This is a genomic window from Mesorhizobium sp. M0663 (assembly GCF_040320585.1).
In the GTDB taxonomy this organism is placed as follows: Bacteria; Pseudomonadota; Alphaproteobacteria; order Rhizobiales; family Rhizobiaceae; genus Mesorhizobium.
In genome coordinates, this window is sequence record NZ_JAMYPX010000019.1 from 31148 (window position 1) to 52681 (window position 21534).

The 21534-nt window shown below is 63.1% G+C and carries 18 protein-coding genes; 7 read left to right on the forward strand and 11 right to left on the reverse strand.

Annotated features, from left to right (window positions below; genetic code table 11):
* Nucleotides 1-234: 234 nt before the first annotated feature.
* From cysK to NKI54_RS25585, 3 genes are all read right to left on the reverse strand, one after another.
* Nucleotides 235-1728 carry a cysteine synthase A gene (cysK, locus tag NKI54_RS25575; protein WP_352692633.1) on the reverse strand — a complete coding sequence of 498 codons (1494 nt, stop codon included), beginning with the start codon at nucleotides 1726-1728 and terminating at the stop codon, nucleotides 235-237.
* A gap of 121 nt (nucleotides 1729-1849) precedes the next feature.
* On the reverse strand, nucleotides 1850-3052 hold the full coding sequence (locus NKI54_RS25580; protein ID WP_352692634.1) for an MFS transporter: 1203 nt from the start codon (nucleotides 3050-3052) through the stop codon (nucleotides 1850-1852).
* A gap of 366 nt (nucleotides 3053-3418) precedes the next feature.
* On the reverse strand, nucleotides 3419-4756 hold the full coding sequence (locus NKI54_RS25585; RefSeq protein WP_352692635.1) for an aminotransferase-like domain-containing protein: 1338 nt from the start codon (nucleotides 4754-4756) through the stop codon (nucleotides 3419-3421).
* A gap of 109 nt (nucleotides 4757-4865) precedes the next feature.
* Here NKI54_RS25585 and NKI54_RS25590 point away from each other — a divergent pair, with 109 nt between their 5' ends.
* The 5 genes from NKI54_RS25590 to NKI54_RS25610 all read left to right on the forward strand — a co-directional run bounded on the left by NKI54_RS25590 (nucleotide 4866) and on the right by NKI54_RS25610 (nucleotide 9659).
* Nucleotides 4866-5840: a substrate-binding domain-containing protein gene (locus NKI54_RS25590; protein ID WP_352692636.1), complete on the forward strand. Its 975-nt coding sequence runs from the start codon at nucleotides 4866-4868 to the stop codon at nucleotides 5838-5840.
* A gap of 72 nt (nucleotides 5841-5912) precedes the next feature.
* Entirely contained in the window at nucleotides 5913-6743 is an 831-nt protein-coding gene (locus tag NKI54_RS25595; protein ID WP_502898248.1) for an ABC transporter substrate-binding protein, read from the forward strand.
* Nucleotides 6744-6751: 8 nt separating this feature from the next.
* Nucleotides 6752-7672 (forward strand): amino acid ABC transporter permease, encoded by a 921-nt coding sequence (locus tag NKI54_RS25600; RefSeq protein ID WP_023674013.1) that lies wholly within the window; start codon nucleotides 6752-6754, stop codon nucleotides 7670-7672.
* Nucleotides 7659-8432: an amino acid ABC transporter ATP-binding protein gene (locus NKI54_RS25605; RefSeq protein WP_023674014.1), complete on the forward strand. Its 774-nt coding sequence runs from the start codon at nucleotides 7659-7661 to the stop codon at nucleotides 8430-8432. Before NKI54_RS25600 ends, NKI54_RS25605 begins: the two co-directional genes overlap by 14 nt.
* Nucleotides 8433-8477: 45 nt before the next feature.
* Nucleotides 8478-9659, forward strand: a complete 1182-nt coding sequence (locus NKI54_RS25610; RefSeq protein WP_352692638.1) for a M20 aminoacylase family protein — start codon at nucleotides 8478-8480, stop codon at nucleotides 9657-9659.
* Between the two features lie 123 nt (nucleotides 9660-9782).
* On the opposite strand, the gene NKI54_RS25615 is transcribed toward NKI54_RS25610, so the two are convergent.
* From NKI54_RS25615 to NKI54_RS25630, 4 genes are all read right to left on the reverse strand, one after another.
* Nucleotides 9783-11345, reverse strand: a complete 1563-nt coding sequence (locus NKI54_RS25615; protein WP_352692639.1) for a hypothetical protein — start codon at nucleotides 11343-11345, stop codon at nucleotides 9783-9785.
* Nucleotides 11346-11503: 158 nt separating this feature from the next.
* A complete protein-coding gene (locus NKI54_RS25620; RefSeq protein WP_352692640.1) occupies nucleotides 11504-13486 on the reverse strand; it encodes an ABC transporter permease in 1983 nt (660 codons plus the stop codon).
* Nucleotides 13483-14559, reverse strand: coding sequence for a quaternary amine ABC transporter ATP-binding protein (locus tag NKI54_RS25625; protein WP_031211022.1), 1077 nt, complete (start codon nucleotides 14557-14559; stop codon nucleotides 13483-13485). Before NKI54_RS25625 ends, NKI54_RS25620 begins: the two co-directional genes overlap by 4 nt.
* Before the next feature lie 74 nt (nucleotides 14560-14633).
* Complete coding sequence (locus NKI54_RS25630) at nucleotides 14634-15605, reverse strand: ABC transporter substrate-binding protein (protein WP_352473408.1); 972 nt, start codon at nucleotides 15603-15605, stop codon at nucleotides 14634-14636.
* Nucleotides 15606-16004: 399 nt separating this feature from the next.
* Here NKI54_RS25630 and NKI54_RS25635 point away from each other — a divergent pair, with 399 nt between their 5' ends.
* The gene (locus NKI54_RS25635; RefSeq protein ID WP_352569390.1) at nucleotides 16005-16133 is read left to right on the forward strand and encodes a hypothetical protein; all 129 of its coding nucleotides are present in this window, start codon (nucleotides 16005-16007) and stop codon (nucleotides 16131-16133) included.
* Nucleotides 16134-16165: 32 nt separating this feature from the next.
* Nucleotides 16166-17242, forward strand: a complete 1077-nt coding sequence (locus tag NKI54_RS25640; protein WP_352569392.1) for a D-alanine--D-alanine ligase family protein — start codon at nucleotides 16166-16168, stop codon at nucleotides 17240-17242.
* A gap of 57 nt (nucleotides 17243-17299) precedes the next feature.
* Here the strand turns inward: NKI54_RS25640 and NKI54_RS25645 are convergent, their stop codons facing one another.
* The 4 genes from NKI54_RS25645 to NKI54_RS25660 all read right to left on the reverse strand — a co-directional run bounded on the left by NKI54_RS25645 (nucleotide 17300) and on the right by NKI54_RS25660 (nucleotide 21466).
* Nucleotides 17300-18085 (reverse strand): SDR family oxidoreductase, encoded by a 786-nt coding sequence (locus NKI54_RS25645; protein WP_352692641.1) that lies wholly within the window; start codon nucleotides 18083-18085, stop codon nucleotides 17300-17302.
* Nucleotides 18086-18093: 8 nt separating this feature from the next.
* Entirely contained in the window at nucleotides 18094-18858 is a 765-nt protein-coding gene (locus tag NKI54_RS25650) for an SDR family oxidoreductase (protein ID WP_352569396.1), read from the reverse strand.
* 127 nt (nucleotides 18859-18985) lie between these two features.
* Nucleotides 18986-20494 carry a sugar ABC transporter ATP-binding protein gene (locus NKI54_RS25655; protein WP_352455178.1) on the reverse strand — a complete coding sequence of 503 codons (1509 nt, stop codon included), beginning with the start codon at nucleotides 20492-20494 and terminating at the stop codon, nucleotides 18986-18988.
* A 33-nt stretch (nucleotides 20495-20527) separates the two neighbouring features.
* On the reverse strand, nucleotides 20528-21466 hold the full coding sequence (locus NKI54_RS25660) for a sugar ABC transporter substrate-binding protein (protein ID WP_023674026.1): 939 nt from the start codon (nucleotides 21464-21466) through the stop codon (nucleotides 20528-20530).
* Between the last annotated feature and the right edge of the window lie 68 nt (nucleotides 21467-21534).

Genomic DNA, 21534 nt, shown 5'->3' on the forward strand with positions numbered 1-21534 from the left:
TTGCCAATCCCAGTCGCTGCTAAATTAGCCATGGATTGTATCAAGTCCGTGCCGTTGCCGAAAGCTTTCGTTTCCGGAAGCGTGAGGTTTCCGCCTGCGCTCTGATTTGCCTTCCCTTCGTGGGAAGGCCGACACGGACAAGTCCACATGAATGCCGAGCCGGAACGGGATCACGCCCGTTCCGGCTCGCTTTGATGGTGGCGACCGCACTCTGAAAGGCCCGGAGGCGGGGTCTCACGCTGCCGCGCGCACCCATCGGGGCAGCAGGCTCTCGGGATTTGCGCATGCGCCGGGCGTGTAGTTTGCGCCAACGAACTCCAGCCGGGCGGCGAGCGTGCCGTCCCGCCAGGCCGCAAGCGTCTCCATGCAGCCACCGATATGCTCGCCGCCGACAAAGACCTGCGGAATTGTAGGCGAACCGATCCGGGCCCTCAGAGCCTTGCGGATTTCCCCGTCCCGGCCGTTCTTCTGGAATTCCGGAGCATCGATGTCGATGGACCTGTAGGCGATTCCGGCACGGTCGAAAAGCTTTCTTACCGTCCAGCAGAATTCGCACCATGTCAGGGCGAATATGACCACCGGATGCTCCGCATCATAGATCGCCTCATCGACAAACGCATGCGCCGACTGATCGATTTGGATTTCGTTCACGGGCGCCGATGAAAGGGCGAAGGACGGCGGCCGGTCGAAGCGGTAGCCGGGTGTGGAGCGAGAGATCGCCTCTTCGGCGGGCGACATTTCCTCGCTGATGTGATCGAACAGGATCGTGCTGAGATACCGCTCGCCCGTGTCAGGCAACATACAGAGCACGTTGCGGTCCGGTCCGACGCGTCGAGCGATTTCCAGTGCGCCGCTCAAGGTAGCCCCGCCGGAGATCCCCGCCAGTATTCCTTCTTCCGTCGCAAGCCGGCGCGCAGCTTCCAAAGCGCTGGCGCCTGAAACGGGCAAGATTTCGTCCACAAGATCGTCAGCCATCGCGTTGCCGACGATCTGCGGAATGAAATCAGGGCTCCAGCCCTGCATCGGGTGTGGCCGGAAGCGAGTGTGCGCCCGAGTGGGCAGTCCGTGTTCGTCGAAAGTTTGGGGAATGCCACTCGACAGCAGCGCCGAATTGTCGGGCTCGCAGACGATGATCCGCGTTTGCGGGCGCTCGCGCTTGAGTACTCGCGCCACACCGGCCAGCGTTCCGCCGGTCCCGGTGCCGGTGACCCAGTAGTCGAGTGGACGGTCTTGGAACGCCGCGAGGATTTCGAGCGCTGTCGTGCGGGCATGGACATCGGCGTTGACGGGCGTCTCGAATTGCCGGCAGAGGAACCAGCCGTGCGCTCCGGCCAGCTCGACCGCCTTGGCGAGCATGCCGCTGCCGCGCTCGACGGCAGGGGTCAACACGACCTTGGCACCGAAGAAACGCATCAGCTTGCGGCGTTCGAGGCTGGCGTTCTCCGGCATTACGATGACGAGAGGATAGCCTTTCCGCGCGCAAACCATGGCAAGTCCGATGCCCGTGTTGCCGCTCGTCGCCTCGATCACCGTCTGGCCAGGCCGAAGTGCACCCGAACTCTCCGCTTCTTCGATGATCGCGGCGGCAAGACGGTCCTTGACCGAGCCGCCAGGATTGAACGCCTCGATCTTGGCATAGAGCGAAGCGGCACCATTGTTGATGCGGGAAAGGCGGACGACCGGCGTGTCGCCGATCGTGTCGAGAATGCTGTCGTAGATACTGCTCATCTCAGCTGTCCTTGCCTGGTGATGACGGTGCTCCGCCCTCTTCGATCTCTGAGGTTGGCAGGAAGGGCGTGGTTTGCAGCGTTCGAACCAACGTGGAATTAAATGGATTTCGACGTTTGAATCAGCGGCTCATCGCAGGGTCCGGAAGGCGGCCGCATGGGACCTGCGCTCTCGCGCCGGATGACGCCGCCAATACGCCCAGAACCACGAGATTGGCCGCGCCTGCGACAGATGCCACCAGAAAAGCGCGCCCATAGCTGCCGAAGGTGTCATAGACGAAACCGCCGAAATAACCGGCCACCCCCATGCCCAGCCAGGCGATCAGCATGACGATGCCGAGTGACTGGCCAAAGCGTTCGGCTGGCGCAAACTGGCGCACGCAAAGGATCAGGCACGTCATGTTTCCGGCGAAGCCGAAGCCGAAAACCGCCGACAGCGCCAGCAGGCTCAGCTGCTGGTCCAGCGCGGGAAAAATCGCAACGCATGCCGTCTGAATAAACGACGCCAGGGCATAGGCGGCAAGATTGCTTGCCCGGTCGGCGAGGAGCCCGAACGCGATCCGCCCGACGGCGCCGAACAGCATGGCGGTCAGCAGGCTGAGCGATCCGACATCCGAAGACCCGCACACAGCCGTGACGAAGCTCGTGAGGTGCATCAGCGGGACGCCCATGCAGGCGCAGCAGAGGAAGGCTGCGGCAGATAGCAGCGTCACCGGGGAAAGGCGGCCACCTTGGAAACTTGGTTTCGCTGAAAAATGCACCGGTGCGACAACGGTCCGATCGACGGGCGGCGTCTGAACCGCTGGCATGGAGATCGCCAGCGCAGCCATCGTCGCCACAGCCATAATCGCGTATGCGAGGCGCCAGCCGACGCCGTCGATCAAGGCATTTGCGGCGTAGGGCATTATGCCTTGGCCTAGGGCTCCGCCTGCTGTGACGATCCCTATCGCCAGGCCGCGGCGGCGGTCGAACCAGAGTCCGGTCACTGCAAGTACCGGCGCGTACAGACAGGCAAAGCCTAGCCCGCCCAAAGCGAAGTTGGCCGCATAGATCTGCCAGAGCGAAGTGGCGGAGGAAAGCGCGGCGAGCGCGATCACCATGCCGGCTGAGCCGATGAATAGCAGGCTTTTGACATTCAGGCGGTCCGACAGCCGGCCCCAGAACAGCCCGCCCAACGCCATGCCGACGCTTGATAGCGTGTAGGCAAGGCTGATGTCGGCTCGCGACCAGCCAAACTCCGCCTCAAGCGGTCTGATGAAGACGGATGTGAGCGCCAGGCTGCCAAATCCGAACGCCATGGCGGTCGTGGCGCCGGCCGCAGCCAACAGGCCGCGTAGCCGTATTGCGCCGTCCCGAACCTCCCTGCCTCCAGTTGGTGGTGATTGACGATTCGACATGTTTCTGCCCTCGAAGGACCTCTTCGAAACTGTCATCGGCCAGCGGTATGGAAGCAGGCGTGTGCGTCAGCGTGGAAAGCTCCAACGCGGGCCGTGGAAACGCCCCGCCTAAGCTTGCAGCCTCCTCTCGGTGAACGGCGGATCAGGGAGATCTTATGATCATCGCCAGCGCCACCATGACGGACTGGTTGACGCCGAGCATGATCTCGGGACCGGCCAGCGGCAGTTGAACGCGAAAGAAGACAGGGTCTGTATATGGCCAGTCGCCAACTATCCGTCGGAGCAGCTGACCCTTTAGCTAACCTCCCGCGCCGGATCGGCTGCCAGCGCCAGGGAATTTGCGACGTGCTCGAGGTGCTCCTCGTCCAGAATGCTGGTCGCGACGCGGACAGCGTTCGTTTTTCCCGTCGAAAACTTCGCTCCGGCATGGACCGCGATGCCGTGGGCGGCCAGCGTGACCATCGCGTAAGGTTCCGAAGCAACCGGAATGAGGACGCTGAGACCGTGTCCGGCGTCGATATCGACATTGCGTTTGGCCAGTTCGCCGGCGAGCCGTTCGCGACGGCCGCGGTATACCTCCTTCGCCTGCTCCACCAGGGCGGCCGTGGCCGGGTCTTGCAGCAGCCAGGCGGTGGCTGCCTGCAGGATGCGGCTGGTCCATCCCGAGCTGAAGCTGCGGTAGGACTGGATCTGCTCGACGATCGTCGCCGATCCGGACAGCACGGCGAGCCGCAGATCCGGGCCGTGGGTCTTGGAATAGGACAGGATATTGACGACGCGATCGGGAAAACGCCGGCCAAGCGAAATGCGCGGCGCCGAGGCAATATCGCCGACGCCGTCATCTTCGACAATCAGCACGTCGGTGCCGGCGAGCAGGTCGCCGATGACTTCCAGCCGCGCCGACGACATGCAGGCGCCGGTAACCGAATGGACGCGCGGCTGGAACAGGAACGCGACGGGCCGCTGCCGCAGAGCGTTGGCAAGTGCATCCGGCAAGGGACCGTCGCTGTCGCAGTCTACCGGGATGATCGGCACATCGAGATCCTCGAGGATGTCGAGCAGGCGAAGCGCCGTCGGGTTCTCGATGGCCACCGGCGCCCCCGGCGGGACCAGCGCATGCAGCAAGGTGTAGATGGCGTTGTAACCGCCATTGGTGGCCAGGAACGCGCCGGGATCGTACGGCCATGACGGGCGCACTGCGGCCTCCAGCTCGGGCAGGATGCGCACCCGCTCGTAGCTGTTGAGCTTTTCGGCGCGCGCACCATGCGCCAGCGCGATGTCGAGCGGCGGCAAGAGCCTCACATCGGGCTCCGCGATCGCCAGGTTCAAAATATCCTGTCCGTAATTGCCGCCGCTCATGTGGCGCTCGGGCCGGGCGGCAAAGCGGTTGCCCATGATCCAGGTGCCGTTGCGTCCGCGGCCGCCGATGATCTTGTAGCGCCGTAACTCGCTCCACGCCTGCGAGACCGTCGCCGGGCTGACGCCAAGCACATAGGCCAGATCGCGCACCGGCGGAAGCTTTGCGCCGACAGGCAGCGCGCCGCTTCTGATCAGCGCACTGGTCTCGCGCGCGATGCCTCGCATCGTGCGGTCGCCAAGGCGATCAGCGAACCACCCTGCATCGAAATCCATCGGCACTCGCGACCATTAAAGCTAATGTTCAATAACATAATAACATTTGATCGGCCAAAAATAAACATTTACCAATCGCCGGTCAAACATAGCGTTGAAGTTCATGCCGATGCCCGTTTCCATCACTGTAGCCACCCGCGATTGGGACTATCTCACCCCTTTGGTGCTGGGTGACGTTACTTCGAGCCGCTTGTCGGTGAAGGTTGATCGTGTCGCCACGCTGATCGCGGATATCGGTACCGATCCGAACTACGATGCGGCGGAGGTCTCATTCAGCCGTTATGTGTCGGCGATGGCTTCGGGCGTCGATACGGTGGTTGGACTACCGTGCTTCATCATGCGCGGCTTTCGCCATCGCTGCATTATAACGATCGAGACCAGCCCGCTGGAACGGCTTTCCGACCTTGCCGGCAAACGCATCGGCGTGACCGGCTGGCGCGATTCCGGTAACACATGGACGCGAGCAGCACTTCGCCGGGAAGGCGTCGGCGTCGAGGATGCCTATTGGTTCGCCGGCAGGCTGACATCGGGGCACCCGATCGCCGACCGCCTCGACGGATTCGGCAGGCCGGGGCGCATCGAAGCAGCACCGGGCGAGCGCCCGATGATGGAGCTGCTGGCGCAAGGCGAGCTCGACGCCGTTTTCACGCCCTTCATGCCGGACGGCTTTTTCGGCCCGGCTTCCGGCTTCCGGCAAGTGCTGCGCGACTTTCGCGCGGCCGAACGCGCCTATTTCGCCGACGTCGGTTATGTCCCGGGCATGCATCTGGTCGCCGTCAAGGCCGCCCTGGTCAGGGAGCACCCCTGGCTGCCGCAGGAACTCGCCAGGCTGATCAACGAAAGCCAGCGCGTCTGGACGGCAAAGCGCCGAAAATATGCCGATACCTCGCCCTGGATCCTCGAGGAGCTGCTTCATGCGGGTCGCGACCTGCCTGCCTCCTGGAACGCCAGCGGCCTGCCGGCCAACCGGCGCATGATCGAGGATTTCGTCACCGAGCTCCATGCCCAGGGCATTCTGGCGGAACCGATTTCCGCCGAAGCCTTGTTTCCTTTCGAGGCCAGATCGCGGGCCACCGCAGCCTGACAACGCACAACGAAGAACACGAAGGAGAATGCCATGAGGACAATCAGCTTCATATTCGCCTCGCTCGTCACCATGCTGGCGCAGGCCAGCTTTGCCCAGGATATCCAGAAGCAATCGGTGAACGAGGATTTGCAGGCCCGGCTGCCGGAAGAGATCCGCACGGCGGGAAAGATCACAGCCGTCAACAACGGCTCGTTCCCGCCCTATGAGATCGTCACCGGCACCGAACTGTCGGGGGCGACCAAGGACATTTCCGACGCCATCGGCCAGCTGCTCGGTGTCGAGATCGATCATGCCTCGGTCGCCGGCCTGCCGGCTTTGCTGAGCGGCATCAATGCCGGCCGTTATCAGTTCGCGATGGGGCCTGTCGGCGACTATCCCGACCGGCAGAAATCCAACGACTTCATCGATTGGGTGCGCGAATACGTCGTCTTCGCCGTCGAGAAGGGCAATCCGCAAGGCATCACCTCGCTCGACACCGCGTGCGGCAAGCGCATCGCCGTCATGTCGGGTGGCTCGGCCGAAAAGGTCATCAAGCAGCAGGCGCAGAAATGCACCGAGGGGGGCAAGCCGGCCGTCGAGGTGCAATCCTTCACCGACCAGCCGAGCTCGATACTGGCCGTCCGGTCGAAACGCTCCGACGCATTCTTCTCCTCGCAGGCGCCGCTGACCTATTTCGTCGAGCAGGCGAAGGGCCAGCTGGAACTCGCCGGGGTCGGCCAGGCCAACGGCTTCAAGGACATCTATCAAGGCGCCGTCGTCAAGAAGGGCTCGCCGCTGGGCGGTGTGCTGCTCGACGCCTTCAAGGTCCTGATGAAGAACGGCACCTACGCCGCGGTCATGAAGAAGTGGGGTCTCGAGAAGAACATGATCGATGCGCCAGGCATCAACCAGGGCCAGTAGAGGCTGCCATGACCGACGCCACCGCTGCCTACGCGGCCGGGCTGCCGCGACGTCCCGACGACGCGCTGCGCGACGTCAAACGAGCCCACCGGCCGTTTCCGCTCGTCCGGCTGGCGCTCTGGGCGTTCACCGTCGCCGTGGCAGCCGGCTTCGCCTATATCGTTGCAGTCAACCCGAATTTCGGCTGGCCGGTCGTCGCCCAGTATTTCTTCGATCCGACGGTCATGCAGGGGCTTTCCGTAACGCTCGGCCTGACGGTCGTGGCGATGATCCTGGGTATCGTGCTCGGCCTGCTGCTCGCCATCGCGCGCATGTCGAACGATAGGCTGGCATCCCTTCTCTCCGGCCTGTTCATCTGGTTCTTCCGGGGAACGCCGCTGCTGGTGCAATTGATCCTGTGGTACAACCTTTCGACGCTGTTTCCGCGCATTTCCATTGGCTTCGCCAGTTGGAACACCAACGACCTGATCACGCCTTTGACGGCCGCCGTTCTTGGTCTGGCGCTGAACGAGGCCGCCTACATGGCCGAGATCATCCGTGGCGGGCTGCTGTCGGTGGACAAGGGACAGGCCGAAACGGCTGAAGCCTTCGGCATGACCCGCGCGCGGTCCTTGCGGCGCATCATCATCCCGCAGGCGATGCGGTCGATCGTGCCGCCGACCGGCAATCAGCTGATCAGCATGATCAAGGCGACGTCTCTTGTCAGCGTCATCGCCATGGCCGACCTGCTCTACTCGGTGCAGTCGATCTACAACCGCACCTTCGAAATCATTCCGCTGCTGATGGTTGCAGTGCTGTGGTACCTGCTGATCACCTCGGTCCTCAATGTCGCGCAAGGCGCGATCGAACGCCACTACAGCCGCGGCGACCGCGGCGCGCGCGAGAAGACGGCGACCGCCACCCTGGAGGCCGCCAATGAGCGCGCATGACACGCCCCTGGTCCGGGCGCGCAACGTTCACAAGGCCTTCGGCCCGCTCGAGGTGCTGAAGGGCATTGATCTGGACGTCGCGCCTGGTGAGGTGGTGGTCATTCTCGGACCGTCCGGCTCCGGAAAGTCGACCTTCCTGCGATGCATCAATCATCTCGAGGCGATCGACCAGGGGTCGATCGAGGTGGACGGCGAGCAGATCGGTTACCGGTTGCACGACGGCCGCCTCGACAAGCTTTCCGACCGCGCGATCGCCGCGCAGCGGCGCAAGATCGGCATGGTGTTCCAGCAGTTCAATCTCTATCCGCACATGACGACCCTGCAGAACGTCATCGAGGCTCCGGTCGGCGTTCACCGGGAGAACCGCAAGGAGGCGATCGGCTACGCCCGCGAACTGCTGACCCGTGTCGGTCTTGCCGACAAGATCGACGCCTATCCGCGCCAGCTTTCAGGCGGCCAGCAGCAGCGCGTCGCCATCGCCCGTGCGCTCGCCATCCGCCCGAAATTGATGCTCTTCGACGAGCCGACGTCGGCGCTCGATCCGGAGCTGGTGGGCGAGGTGCTCGCCACCATGCGCGATCTCGCCAGGCAGGGCTTGACCATGATCGTGGTCACGCATGAGATCGGGTTCGCCCGCGAAGCGGCGGATCGGGTGGTGTTCATGGACGACGGTAATGTGATCGAGGCCGGGCCTCCTGATGAGGTTCTCGCCAAACCCAGGCACCCCCGCACGCGGGCTTTCTTAAGCCGTTTCATCTAAAAGCAAAGCCGGCGCGGCACCTGCTCGGCCGGCAAAGGACCTCCCATGCCAAAGACCTCCAACCAGTTCGCCGACATTTCCGACTTCGCCGACAAGGCCGCCGAGCTTGCAGCGGCCCGCCAGCACCTGCACGCGCATCCCGAGCTTTCATTCCAGGAGCACGAAACGGCTGCATACGTTGCCGAACTGCTCGAAAGCTGGGGCTATGAGGTGACGCGCAATGTCGGCGGGCTCGGGGTCGTCGGCCGCCTGCGCCAGGGCAGCGGCCGCAGCATCGCCATCCGTGCCGACATGGACGCTCTGCCGATCACCGAAGCTACCAATCTCCCTTATACCAGCCAGGCCAGCGGCAAGATGCACGCCTGCGGTCATGACGGCCACACCACGATGCTGCTCGGCGCCGCCGAATACCTGGCGCGCACACGGCATTTCAACGGCACGGTGAACCTTGTCTTCCAGCCGGCCGAGGAAGCCGGCAAGGGAAGCGGGGCGCAGGCGATGATCGCCGACGGCCTGTTCGAGCGCTTTCCCTGCGATGCGATATTCGGGCTGCACAACCACCCGGGCGCCCCGACGGGTTCGTTCCTGATGCGCGCCGGGCCGCTGATGGCGGCGAGCGATACCGTCACCATCAGGATCGCCGGGCGTGGCGGCCACGCCTCGCGTCCGCACCTGACGGTCGACCCGATCGTCGCTGCCGCCAACATCGTCATGACCCTGCAGACGGTTGTGTCGCGCAACGTCAACCCGATCGAGACGGCTGTCGTCACCGTCGGCACGATTCACGGAGGCACGGCCTCCAACGTCATCCCGGAACACGCCGAAATCACGCTGAGCGTCCGCTCCTTCTCGGCCGAGATCCGCGACACGCTCGAGCAGCGTATTCGCAATATCGCAGCACTTGTGGCGCAGGCGCATGGCGCAACGATCGAGATCGATTACCAGCGCGGCTACCCGGTGGTGGTCAATTCCGAGCGCGAGACGTCCTTTGCGACAGACATCGCGGTCGAACTCGTCGGTCAGGACAAGGTGTCCGTCTGCCCGTTGATCCCCGGCAGCGAAGATTTTTCTTATTTCCTCGAACACAAACCCGGTTGCTTCCTGCGCCTCGGAAACGGCGAGGATTCAGCCATCCTGCACAGCTCGAAATATGATTTCAACGACGGCAATCTGACCGTCGGCGCAGCGCTCTGGGCTCGTTTGACCGAGAGATTCCTGGCCGCTTGATCCATACTTGCGGCTGGGATTGTCGATCGGCCGGTCGAGCATTATTGGGGCGACCGGCCGCGCGACGATGCTCAACGAATTCTCACGCATTCCCCCTCTTCGAATGCGATAATAGCTTCGCTTTCAGCCAAACAAAAAGTCACTCGTCGTCAGCGGGCTTGTAAAGTTTGCGAGAGTAACTTGATCGACTCCTGCGGTAATGATGGTGTCGGTTCCACTTTGCGCAATTGTGAGATCATCGAACGATTGCACGCCCTCCACCCCACTAAATACAATGGTGTCGCCTTGGGTCTGGCTGAAGTCGTAGATGGTGTTTTGGGTTCCGACCGTCATTGAACCATCGTCCTTGAATATGAATTGATCTCTGCCGCCCTGAGCCAGTTCGCTCAGTTGCCCGTCACCCCACATGTCGTTGATGACGGTGCAGCCGGGTGCCGCGCTCCCGGCGTACAGGGTATCGTTTCCGCCCAGAGCCGAACCGGACATTTGTAGAGCGTCGCCGCACAGGAAGTTGCGGACCTGGCCGCTTTCGCTGTTGTGGCCCCCGGTAAGAATGTCGTTGCCGCCCCTGGCGGAACCGGACATAGCGAGGGCGTCGCCGTACAACTCGCTTAGAACATCCGGACCGGAGTTCCTGTCGCCGCCGGTCAGGGAATCATTGCCGCCCACAGCGCTGCCGAGCATCGTGACCGCATCGCCATACCCCAAATTATGAGTGCCTTGCAGCACGGCCACGTCGTCGCCACCGCGAGCGTGGTCGGACATGTTGGCGCCCGCGTCACCGTAGAAACTTATCTGGGACCCACCAGCGCTCGTGAAGTTGTCGTTGCCGCCTTTGGCAAAACCGGAAAGATCACCGCCCGCATCGCCAAAGAGGGTTTTGTTCGGGATCGCCCCACCCAGATCCGTGTAATGGTCGTCGCCGCCCTGAGCATGGTCCGACATGTCACCGCCGGCATCGCCGAAGAAAGTGCTGGTGGAAAAGAAGGCGCCCGTGAAGGTGTCGTTGCCGCCCTTGCTGTTGCCCGACATATCGCCGCCGGCATCGCCGTAGAAAGTGTTGAGCGAGTCGGTCCGGCTCGTATAGCTGTCGTCGCCGCCCTGGGCATTGCCGGACATGTTGCTGCCGGAGTCACCGAAGAAGGTGTTCGTGGCCTGCCTGGAGCCCTGGAAGGTGTCGTTGCCGCCCTTGCTGTGATCCGACATTTCGCCGCCCGCATCACCGTAGAAGGTGTGGGTAGCTCCTTGTACAGTGCTGGTCAGGAAAGTGTCATCCCCGCCCCGGGCATAGCCGAACATCTTGCCGCCGGCGTCACCGTAGAAGGTATCGACTACCTGCCTTGCCACTCCACTGTTGAAGGTATCGTTGCCGCCCCTGCTATGGTCCGACATATCGTCGCCCGCGTCACCAAAGGCAGTGGTGGTGGAGGATGACAGCCCCGTGGTGAAGGTATCGTCACCGCCCCGAGCAAAATTGAACAAGCTCCGAGCCGCGTCGCCGTAGAAGGTGTAGGTCGACGGTGCGGTTTCCGTAAAGGTGTCGTTGCCGCCTCTTGAGAAATCGAGCAGGCTGCCGCCAGCGTCGCCGGTCAAGATATTCGTATTCGGATCGCCTGTGAGGGCGTCATCGATACCCCACTGATGATCTGCTAGATCACCGGTAGTAAAGGGAACGCGTGTAGACATTATCCGCTCTCCTGTTGAGCCTACCCGTCCCATAACAGCCGTACGATGTGAGGCAAAAACGAGCAATAATCCCGAATGGCTATGTCTTTAGGCGTAGGGATCGGTGCCTCGTTAACGGCGCGCTTGGCGGCAGCTTCCTGAGGCCGTCCTATTCCGGACTATCCCAGCCTTGCCCGAGCCTTCGCCGTCCAGGCGTTGAACAGCCGGTCTGCGACGATGCCGATGAAGGCGATGGCCAGGCCGGCGACGATGCCGCGACCGGAATCGGCCTTGGACAGGGCGATGAACACCTCCTGGCCGAGATCGCGCGTGCCGACCATGGCGCAGATGATGATCATCGCCAGCGCCATCAGGATGGTCTGGTTGACGCCGAGCATGATCTCGGGCAACGCCAGCGGCAGCTGCACGCGAAAGAAGGTCTGGCGCCTGGTGCAGCCCGAAACCTTCGCCGCCTCGATCAGCGCCGGCGGCACCTGTCGAATGCCGTGATTGGTATAGCGGATGGCCGGCACCACGGCGAACGCGACGGTGGCGATCATCGCGGTGACGTCGCCGACCCTGAACAGCATGACCACCGGAATGATGAAGCAGAACGACGGCAGCACCTGCAGCGTGTCGATGACCGGCGTGACGATCTTTTCGAAGCGGTCGCTGCGCGATGCGATCAGCCCGATCGGGATGCCGATCAGGCAGGCGATAAAGGCCGAGATGCCGCACAAATAGACCGTCGCCATGGTCTTTTCCCAAAGTCCGGTGGCGGCGCAGAACGCTGTCAATGCCGCGACCAGGGCGGCGAGGCGCAAGCCGCCGAGCTGGTAGCCGGCAAGGCCGAGGAGACACACCGCGCCCAGCCACGGAAAGCCCTCGCAGAAGGCGCGCACCGGGTTGAGCACATTGAGGATAAGCACCACGCGGAATGCTTCGATCGTGTCGAAGAAGTTGATGGTGATCCAGTTCACCGCCGCCTTCCACAAAGGCGCGGTGGTGAAGGTGATCGCTTTCGGCACCGCGGCGAACGCCGGCACGAACAGGCCGAGCAGCGTGGCGACGGCGAGGATGGCAACGGCCAGCGTCAGATTGGGATAGCGCCGCCAGAAACTCGTGCTGGCCTGATGGCGGACATTGCCCTTGGCGTGATTGTGCGCGATCGCCTGGCTCAGCCGGTCGAGTGCAATTGCCAGTGCGACGATGGCGAGGCCAGCTTCCATCGCCTCGCCGACCTTGAGCGCGCGCAACGCCAAAAGCACGTCATAGCCGAGCCCACCGGCACCGATCATCGAGGCGATGATCACCATATTGAGCGCCAGCATGATGACCTGGTTGACGCCGACCATCAATGTCGGCCGCGCCGACGGCAACAGCACCCGCCACAGCTTTTGCCGTGCCGTGCAGCCGGCCATCTCGCTGAAATCGTCGATCTCCGACGGCACCCGCGACAGGCCGAGCATCGTCGCCCGCACCATTGGCGGCGTCGCGAAAATTGCCGTCGCGATCATTGCCGAGACCGGGCTGTTGCCGAACAGAAGCAGCATCGGGATCAGATAGGCGAAGGTCGGGATCGTCTGCATCAGATCGAGGGCAGGGGAGATCAACAACCTCTCCGCCCAAGGCTTGCGCCATGCCCAGATGCCGGCGAACAGCCCGGTGACAATGCAAAACGGCACGGCGATCGAGATCAAGCCCAGCGTCAGCATGGCGCTGGTCCACTGCCCGAACAGCGCGATGTAGAGAAAACAGCCGCCGGCCAGCGCACCCAGCTTCCAGCCGCCGGCGGCGCGTCCGGCAAGGTAGGCGGCAGCGCAGACGCCGACCCAGGACAGGCGCGGCAAGACGATCATATCCGCGCCATGGCCGATCTTGAAATTCTTGGCCAGAAGACCGAGCGCGAAATCGAGCGGCACGCCGAGCACCGCGGTGATCGAGCGGGTCAGCCAGGAGAAGTTCGACTTCACCCAGTTCATCAGCGCACCGACCCAGTCTGCGACAGGAACGATCGCGCCGGCCGGGTAATTGACCGCCCAGGGCAGGCTTTCCTGCAGCAGGAAGACGATAAGCACGGCGGCGAGCGCGCAGGCCCAGATCGCCAGCCAGGTTTGAACCGGCCGGGGCCTCGCTGCGCTGCCGCTTGCCGTAACCGTCATGCGCCAGCCCCACGACGTTCTATGCCGGCGAGAAGATCGATCACTGCCTGCGGCGTGACTAAGCCGATCGGCTTGCCGGTGCCGTTGACCACCGCGAAGGGCTTGCCGGCAGAGACGATATCAGCCGAAAAACTTGATATCTTGGCATCCGGCGCGACCGTGCCGCCGTACTCGGCGCCGTCGCAGGCGCGCATCAGGCTGCGCGCCGATATCACCTTGGCGCGATCGACATCGCGGGTGAATTCGGCGACATAGTCGGTCGCCGGATTGACCACCAGCTCTTCCGGCGTGCCGATCTGGATGACCTCGCCGTCCTTCATGATGGCGATCCGGTCGGCCAGCCGGATGGCCTCGTCGAAATCATGGGTAATGAAGACGATGGTCTTGTGCAGCATGGTCTGCAGCCGCATCAGCTCGTCCTGCATCTCACGGCGGATCAGCGGATCGAGGGCCGAGAACGGCTCGTCGAGGAACCAGATTTCCGGCTTTGTGGCGAGGCTGCGGGCGATGCCGACGCGCTGCTGCTGGCCGCCGGAAAGCTCGCGCGGATAGAAATGCTCGCGACCGCGCAAGCCGACCAGCTCGATCACTTCCCGCGCGCGCGCCTCGCGCGTCGGCCGGTCCTGCCCCTGGATGCCGAGGGGGAAGGCAATGTTCTCCAGTACGTTGAGATGCGGCAGCAAGGCAAAATTCTGGAACACCATGCCCATGCGGTGGCGTCGCAGCTCGATCAGCGCGGCATCGGAAATCTTGAGCAGGTCCTTGCCTTCAAACTCGACCTTGCCGTGGGTCGGCTCGATCAGCCGCGACATGCAGCGCACCAGCGTCGACTTGCCTGACCCCGAAAGTCCCATGATGATGAAGATCTCGCCCTGGCGGATTTCGAGATCGACGGCGCGCACCGCGCCAACCAGTCCGGCAGCGGCGATGTCCGCCAGGCTGGCCTTGCCGTCGCGCCGGCGGATGAAATCGGCCGCGTCCGCCCCGAACAGCTTCCAGACATTGCGACAGGCAAGCTTTATCGGGCGGGCGTCGTTGCCCGCTTTCGCCGCCTGTTCAATCGTATCGGTCATGCGATCGTCCTTCTGGAACACGGGATCGCGACCCGGCCACGGATGGCCGGGTCATCGGATTTCCAGTCAGACGGTCACTCGGCCCAGGCTTTCCAGTCGGCTTCGTGGGCGGCGATCCAGGCGGCGGCGACGTCTTCCGGCGTCTTGCCTTCGAGATCGATCTCGCCGCTCATCTTGTTGAGCTCGTCGGTGTCGACCGTGTAGTTTTTCGCGACCTTGTAGGCGACAGGCCATTTGTCCTTCATGCCGGCCCAGGAATATTTCCAGATCTCGCCATGCGGCTTGCCGCAGTCATATTTCGCGTCGGGGTTCACACCCCATTTCGGGTCGGTGTAGCACTCTGTCGTATAGTCGGGGAATTCGACCCATTCGCCCTTGTATTTGGCCGGCGCCCAATGCGGCGAATAGATCCACAGCATGATCGGCGCCTTGCGCTGATAGGCCGAGTCCAGTTCGGCGAACATCGCCGCATCGGTACCGGCATGGATGACGGTGAAGGGCAGTTTCAGCGCCTCGACGCGTTCGTCGTCAAAACCTTCCCATGTCACGGGTCCGCCGAGATAACGCCCCTTCGGCGCGGTTTCGGCCGTCGAGAAGGCCTCGGCGCATTTCGGGTCTTTCAGCGCCTCCCAGTTCGGCAGGCCGGGGCATTTCTCTTTCATATATTCGGGAAACCACCATTCTTCCTTGGCCTTGGGTCCGAGCTTGCCGAGGCGTTCGGTCTGGCCCGTCGCGTCCGAGGCCTTCATCGCCTCGCCGGCCGTCGTGTCCCAGAATTCCAGGCCGACATCGATGTCGCCATTGGTCAGGCCGGTGGTCAGGCTGGAGAGATAGTCGGCGGTCGGATACTCGACGGTATAGCCGAGCTTTTCGAGGATGCCGCCGAGGATCTTGGCGTTCAGATTGACGCTGGTCCAATCGAACAGTGCGATCTTGATCGGGTCGTTGGATTCCGGCGCTGCCGCATAGGCCGAAGATGTCAGTGCGGCTGCGGCAAGTGTTAAGGCTCCCATTGAGAAATTCGAAATCATGCTCCGAAGTGACATGCTTGTTCTCCTGTCAAGCTCTGGTGGACGTTATCGTTAGTTCCCTTCTTGCGTCTTTTTTGATTGTGTTGGAACAGCTGGTCGTTGCGCAAGGCCGTAGGCGCCACAATGCTGCCGAAGCGGATGCCGGCGCAAAACGGGGTTGGTGCCCAAATTGGTGAAGATGTGGCGGGACCGGCCGCGTCATGACTGCCGAAGGATTGCTGCCAAGGCAGTCATCCACGGATCGATCGCCGGTCTTGAGGGGCAAACCATCAAAGTCCCATGATCTCGGCTGTTGGCTCGGCAACTCGCCCAGCGCCACTTTCATGGGATGAAATTATATATACCAACGTTCACGTCGCGCAACGATTAACGCCGGTGCCAATTTCACGGCCCGTCTTTTGCGTGGACCCGTAGATGAGTTTGAAAAAAGCCAAGATTGCCGGTCATCCCGTGTGCGAGCCGCAAGGACAGGGTACCGATACAATGCAGCACACCAAAATGCCTTACTTCTTCGCCAACCGCGGGATCGCCGCCGGCTTGTGACCTTTCAACACCAGATCATATCCGAGGCTTTCATGACCTCTCCCTTGAACAGACTGCGAATTGCCGTGCTCTTTGGCGGACGTTCCGCCGAACATGACGTTTCGGTGCTTTCAGCAACCAATGTCATGCGTGCGCTGCTGTCCGCCAAATACGATGCCCTCCCAATCTTCGTCACGAGCGAAGGACAGTGGCTGCTGAGCAGCTTCCAGGATGGTACGCTCGCAAAACCTGCGGCCGGCACGGAAGTTTGCCTGGTTCCGGGTGGGCGCGGACGGATGATGGCGATCCCGGCCGACGGCACGCCCTATGATCTGCCGAAGATCGACATCTTGTTTCCTGTCCTGCACGGCCCTCATGGCGAAGACGGCTCGGTACAGGGGGTGGCCGAGGTGGCTCGGGTGCCGCTCGCCGGCTGCGGCATCCTGGGTTCGGCAACCGCGCTGGACAAGGACATCGCCAAACGGCTCCTGGAAGCGGCGGGGCTGCCAATCGCGCGCTCAGTGACGATCCATGAAGGTGCGGCGCCTGTCCTCGCCATACTGGAAAGCGAACTCGGCCTGCCGTTCTTCATCAAACCGGCGCGTCAGGGATCGTCTGTCGGCGTCGGAAAAGTCCATGCCAGCCAGGAATTCGATGGAGCGCTTGCTGAAGCCTTCCGGCACGATTGCAAGCTGTTGGCCGAGGAATTCATTCGTGGGCGCGAGATCGAATATAGCGTGTTGGAGGACCCGGCAGGCGACCTGTTCGTCTCGCGGCCAGGCGAGATCGTGCCGGCCGAAAGCCACGATTTCTACAGCTACGATGCCAAATACATCGACGAGAACGGCGCGGCACTTAAAGTGCCGGCCGAACTGCCGCCGGAGGTCGAGGCAGCCATGCGGGACGTGGCCGCAAGGGCTTTCAGAGCCGTCGGCTGTGACGGGATGGCGCGCGTCGACTTTTTCCTGACACCGGACATGCAATTCTTGGTCAATGAAATCAACACCATCCCCGGCTTCACCGATATCAGCATGTATTCCAAGGCAATGGCGGCGAGCGGCGTCAGCTATTCCGAAATCATCGACCGGCTCGTGGAGCATGGATTGGCACGGGCCGGCCGACCGGTCTGAACGCGGCGAAGGGGGCTTTCAGATCCCGGTGGATGGTACGTTGGCCCGCGCCGCCGCTCACGACATGATCAGGCCGCCATCGACATTGATGGTCTGGCCGGTGATGTAGGCTGCATCGTCGCTGGCCAGAAAGCTGACCAGGCCGGAGACATCTTCGCCGCTGCCGGCGCGGCCCATCGGGATGTTCTTCACCCATTCGGCCATCAGCTCGCCGGGCTTGTACTCGCCCATCAACTTGCCCCATGCGGCGTCGTTATAGGCCCACATATCGGTGTCGATGATGCCGGGGCAGATCGCGTTGACGGTGATCTTCTCCTTGGCCACTTCCTTGGCCAGGCTCTGGGTGACGCCGACGACGCCGAATTTCGAGGCCGCATAATGCGGCGTGTAGATAAAGCCCTGCCGCGCCTGGCCGGATGCGGTGTTGATCAGCCGGCCGCCATCACCATGCTTGCGAATGCGCGCGATCGCCTCCTGGCAGCACAGGAACACGCCCTTGGTGTTGACCGCCATCACCTTGTCCCATTCGGCCTCGGTCATCGCCTCTATCCTGGCGATGGTGATGACACCGGCATTCTGCACGGAGATGTCGACGCGGCCGAACTGTTGCTCGGCCAGGTCATAGAGGGCGACGACCTCGTCCTTTTTGGTCACGTCCATGCGCAGCGATGCGACCCTGGCGCCCGTAGCCTTGAGATCGGCGGCGACCTCTTCGACGCGCGGGTCGATGGCGCTGACAACGACCGCGGCACCTTCCGCCGCGAAGCGCCTGGCCATTGCCGCGCCAATGCCGCCGCTGGCGCCGGTGATGACCGCCGTTTTTCCCAGGAATCGCTTCTGCATCTTTTCTCCTACCAGCAGACGAAGCCGCCATCGACGATCAGGTCGATGCCGGTGACGAAACTCGAGGCGCGGCTGGCCAGGAACACGGTCGGGCCGACCATCTCTTCCGGCGCCGCCATGCGGCCCATCGGCGTGTCGCGCTCAAAGATCCTGACCTGGTCGGCGACCTCCGGCCGCTTGTTCATCGGCGTCAGCGTGTAGCCGGGGCTGACGACATTGACGCGCAGGCCGCGATCGGCCCATTCCATGGCGAGGCTCTTCGACATGTGGATCACCGCGGCCTTCGACGAATTGTAATGCGCCTGGGTCAGGCCGCGATTGACGATCGAGCCCGACATCGACGCGATGTTGATGATCGAGCCCTTGCGCCGCGTCAGCATGGCGCGGGCCTCGGCCTGGCAGGACAGGAACACGCCGCTGACATTGACGTCATAGAGCTTCTGCCATTTCTCCAGCGACAGCGTCTCTGCCGGCTCAGCTCCGGCGACGCCGGCATTGTTGACGGCGATGGTCAACGCGCCGAGTTCCATCTCCGTACGCTCGATCGCGGCCGCGAGATCGGCCTCTGAAGTCACCGTGCCGTTCAGCACCAGCGCCTTGCGGCCGAGTGCCGTGATCCGGTGCGCGGTCTCCTGTAGCCCGCCTTTCGAGGCGTGGCCGAAGCAGGCTATGTCGGCGCCGGCCTCGGCCAGCCCAATGGCGATTGCCTGCCCGATGCCGCTGCCGGCGCCTGTCACAAGTGCCACGTCACCATGAAGGTCGAATAATTTCATCGTCGGTCCCTCTACTCCAACCGCCGTCCTCCGGAAATAAAGGGGCGCCAACTCTGTTGCTGGCGCCCCGCGCGGTCTGGTGCCCGGGAGGATACCACCTGCTGCGCTTTGTTTCGATGGGCTGTTCCTAGCTCGTGGCGAGTTCCATCACGGCGATATTGCTTGCTTCGCTGCGGTCGAGAATGCCGCGTTGCCGGCCGCGGCTCAGCACCAGCACGCGATGTGACAGGCCGAGAACTTCCTCGAGGTCGGAGCTCACCACCACCACCGCCATGCCGGAGCGGGCAAGGTCGGCGATGACATCATAGATCGCGGCGCGTGCACCGACGTCGATGCCGCGCGTCGGCTCGTCCAGGATGAATACCTTGGGCGGGCGCGACACCCATTTGGCGATGATCACTTTCTGCTGGTTGCCGCCGGAGAGCTTGCTGACCGCCTGGTTCGGCCGGCCCTTGACGCCGAGCCGGCGAATGCCGGCCTCGGCGAATTTCTGCACCGCCTTCGGGAACACCCAGCCATTCGGCGCGACATGGTCGAAATTGCCGATCGCCAGGTTCTCGCCGATCGTCTGGTCGAGCACCACGCCCTGCGCCTTGCGGTCTTCCGGTACCAGGACGACGCCGGCCTTGATCGCCGCCGCCGGGCCATTGAGATGCACCGGCTTGCCGGCGACGCGCACCGATCCCGATGAGATCGGATCGGCACCGGCGATCGCCCGCACCAGCTCCGTGCGTCCGGCGCCGATCAGCCCGGCAATGCCGAGGATTTCGCCGGCCCGCACTGAAAAGCTGACATTTTGAAAGCTGCGTTCCGGCGAGGACAGGTTCTCGACCTCGAGCAACGTGTCGTTGCCCGGCGCCGATACCGTAGGGAACATCCGCTCGACACTGCGGCCGACCATTTGCTCGACGACAGTGCGCACCGGAATGTCGGCGCGCTCGTGCCGGGCGACGATGCGCCCGTCGCGCATCACCACCACGCGATCGGCGATCTGGGCGATCTCGTCCAGCCGGTGGCTGATATAGATGAAGGACATGCCTTCCGCCTTGAGCTTGCGGATCTGCTGGAACAGGAGCTCCGTTTCCTCGCCGCCAAGGGCGGCCGTCGGTTCGTCGAAGATCAGCAGCTCGGCATTGAGCGTCAGCGCCTTGGCGATCTCGACCTGCTGCTGGGCGGCGATACGCAGCGTGCGCACCTTGCGCTCGGGCGAGACATCGAGGCCGAGGCGCTTCAACTGGGCCGATGCCCGTGCATTCATTGCCGCGCGGTCGATGCGGCCGCCACGCATCGGCAGGCGCCCGACATAGACGTTTTCGGCGACCGACAGATCGGGCAAGAGCTTCAGCTCCTGGTGGATCATGCCGATGCCGGCGTCGATCGCCGCGGCAGGATTGGCGGGGGAATAAGCGTTCCCCCGCCAGGTGATGGTGCCGGCATCGGGTTTCGTCGACCCGGCGATGATGTTCGAGACAGTCGACTTGCCGGCGCCGTTTTCGCCAAGCAGCGCCACGACCTCGCCCGGCCGCACCTCGAAGCTCGCATCGGCCAGGACCTGCACCGGCCCGTAGCTTTTGCAGAGGCCGCTGACGACGAGCCCGTTATGGGGGCTGTGCGTGTGGCGAGGATCGGTGGACATCGTTGCGCTCGTCGATTGCCGGACTGGTCTCAATCAGGGATGCTTGGCGATGAACTGCTCGACATTGTCCTTGGTGGTCAGCGTCGCATCCTGCAGCTGTTCGGCGGGAATGGTCTCGCCGGCCACCAGCTTGATTGCTGCATCGACGGCGAGCCGGCCCATGCCCTGGGTCTGCTGCGTCGCGGTCACGTCGAAGACGCCGTCCTTCAGTGCCTTGAGCGCCGCCACGTCGCCGTCGAAGCCGGCAACCCAGACCTTGTGGCCGGGATTGGCGACCTTGACGGCCTGCGCCGCACCGAGCGCCAGCGCGTCGGCCTGGCCGATGACGATCGACACGTCGGGGTGCGACTGCAACAGATCCTGCGTCAGCTTGAAGCCTTCGTCCTGGTGCCAGCCTTCGCTCCACAATTCTCCGACAACCTTGATGTCGGGATAGCCTTTCAGCGCTTCGCCGCAGCCCTTCGAGCGGTCGACTTCGGGCGTCGTGCCCTTCTGGCCGTGGATGATGATCAGCTCGCCCTTGCCGCCGGCCTGCTTGGCGATGTAGTCGCAAACCGCCTTGGCCGATGCCACGCTGTTGGTTGCGATGAAGGTATCGCCGGGCGCGCCATCGGCGTTGCGGTCGACATTGACGACTGGGATGCCGGCAGCCTTGGCGGTCTTGGTCGGCACGGTGGCGGCGGTGGCGCCGGCTGGAATATAGATCAGCGCATCGATGTTCTGCGTGATCAGGTCCTGCACCTGGCTGACCTGGGTCGCCGAATCGCCCTTGGCGTCGACGGTAACGACCTCGATGCCCTTTTCCTTGCCGTAGGCTTCGACGGACTGCTTGATCTGGTTGAAGAAGTCGGCCTGCAGATTGGCGACGGCGAGGCCGAGCTTTTTGGCCTCCTTGGCCGAGGCCATGTCGGACAGGCCAAGCAGCGGGATGACGGCCGCGGCGGCAAGCAGCAATGAACGTTTGGTCAGCATGTTTATTCCTCCGTTGATGTTCAATCTGTCCTGCCCGCGCATCGCGGCGCCCCTTGGCCGAACAACTC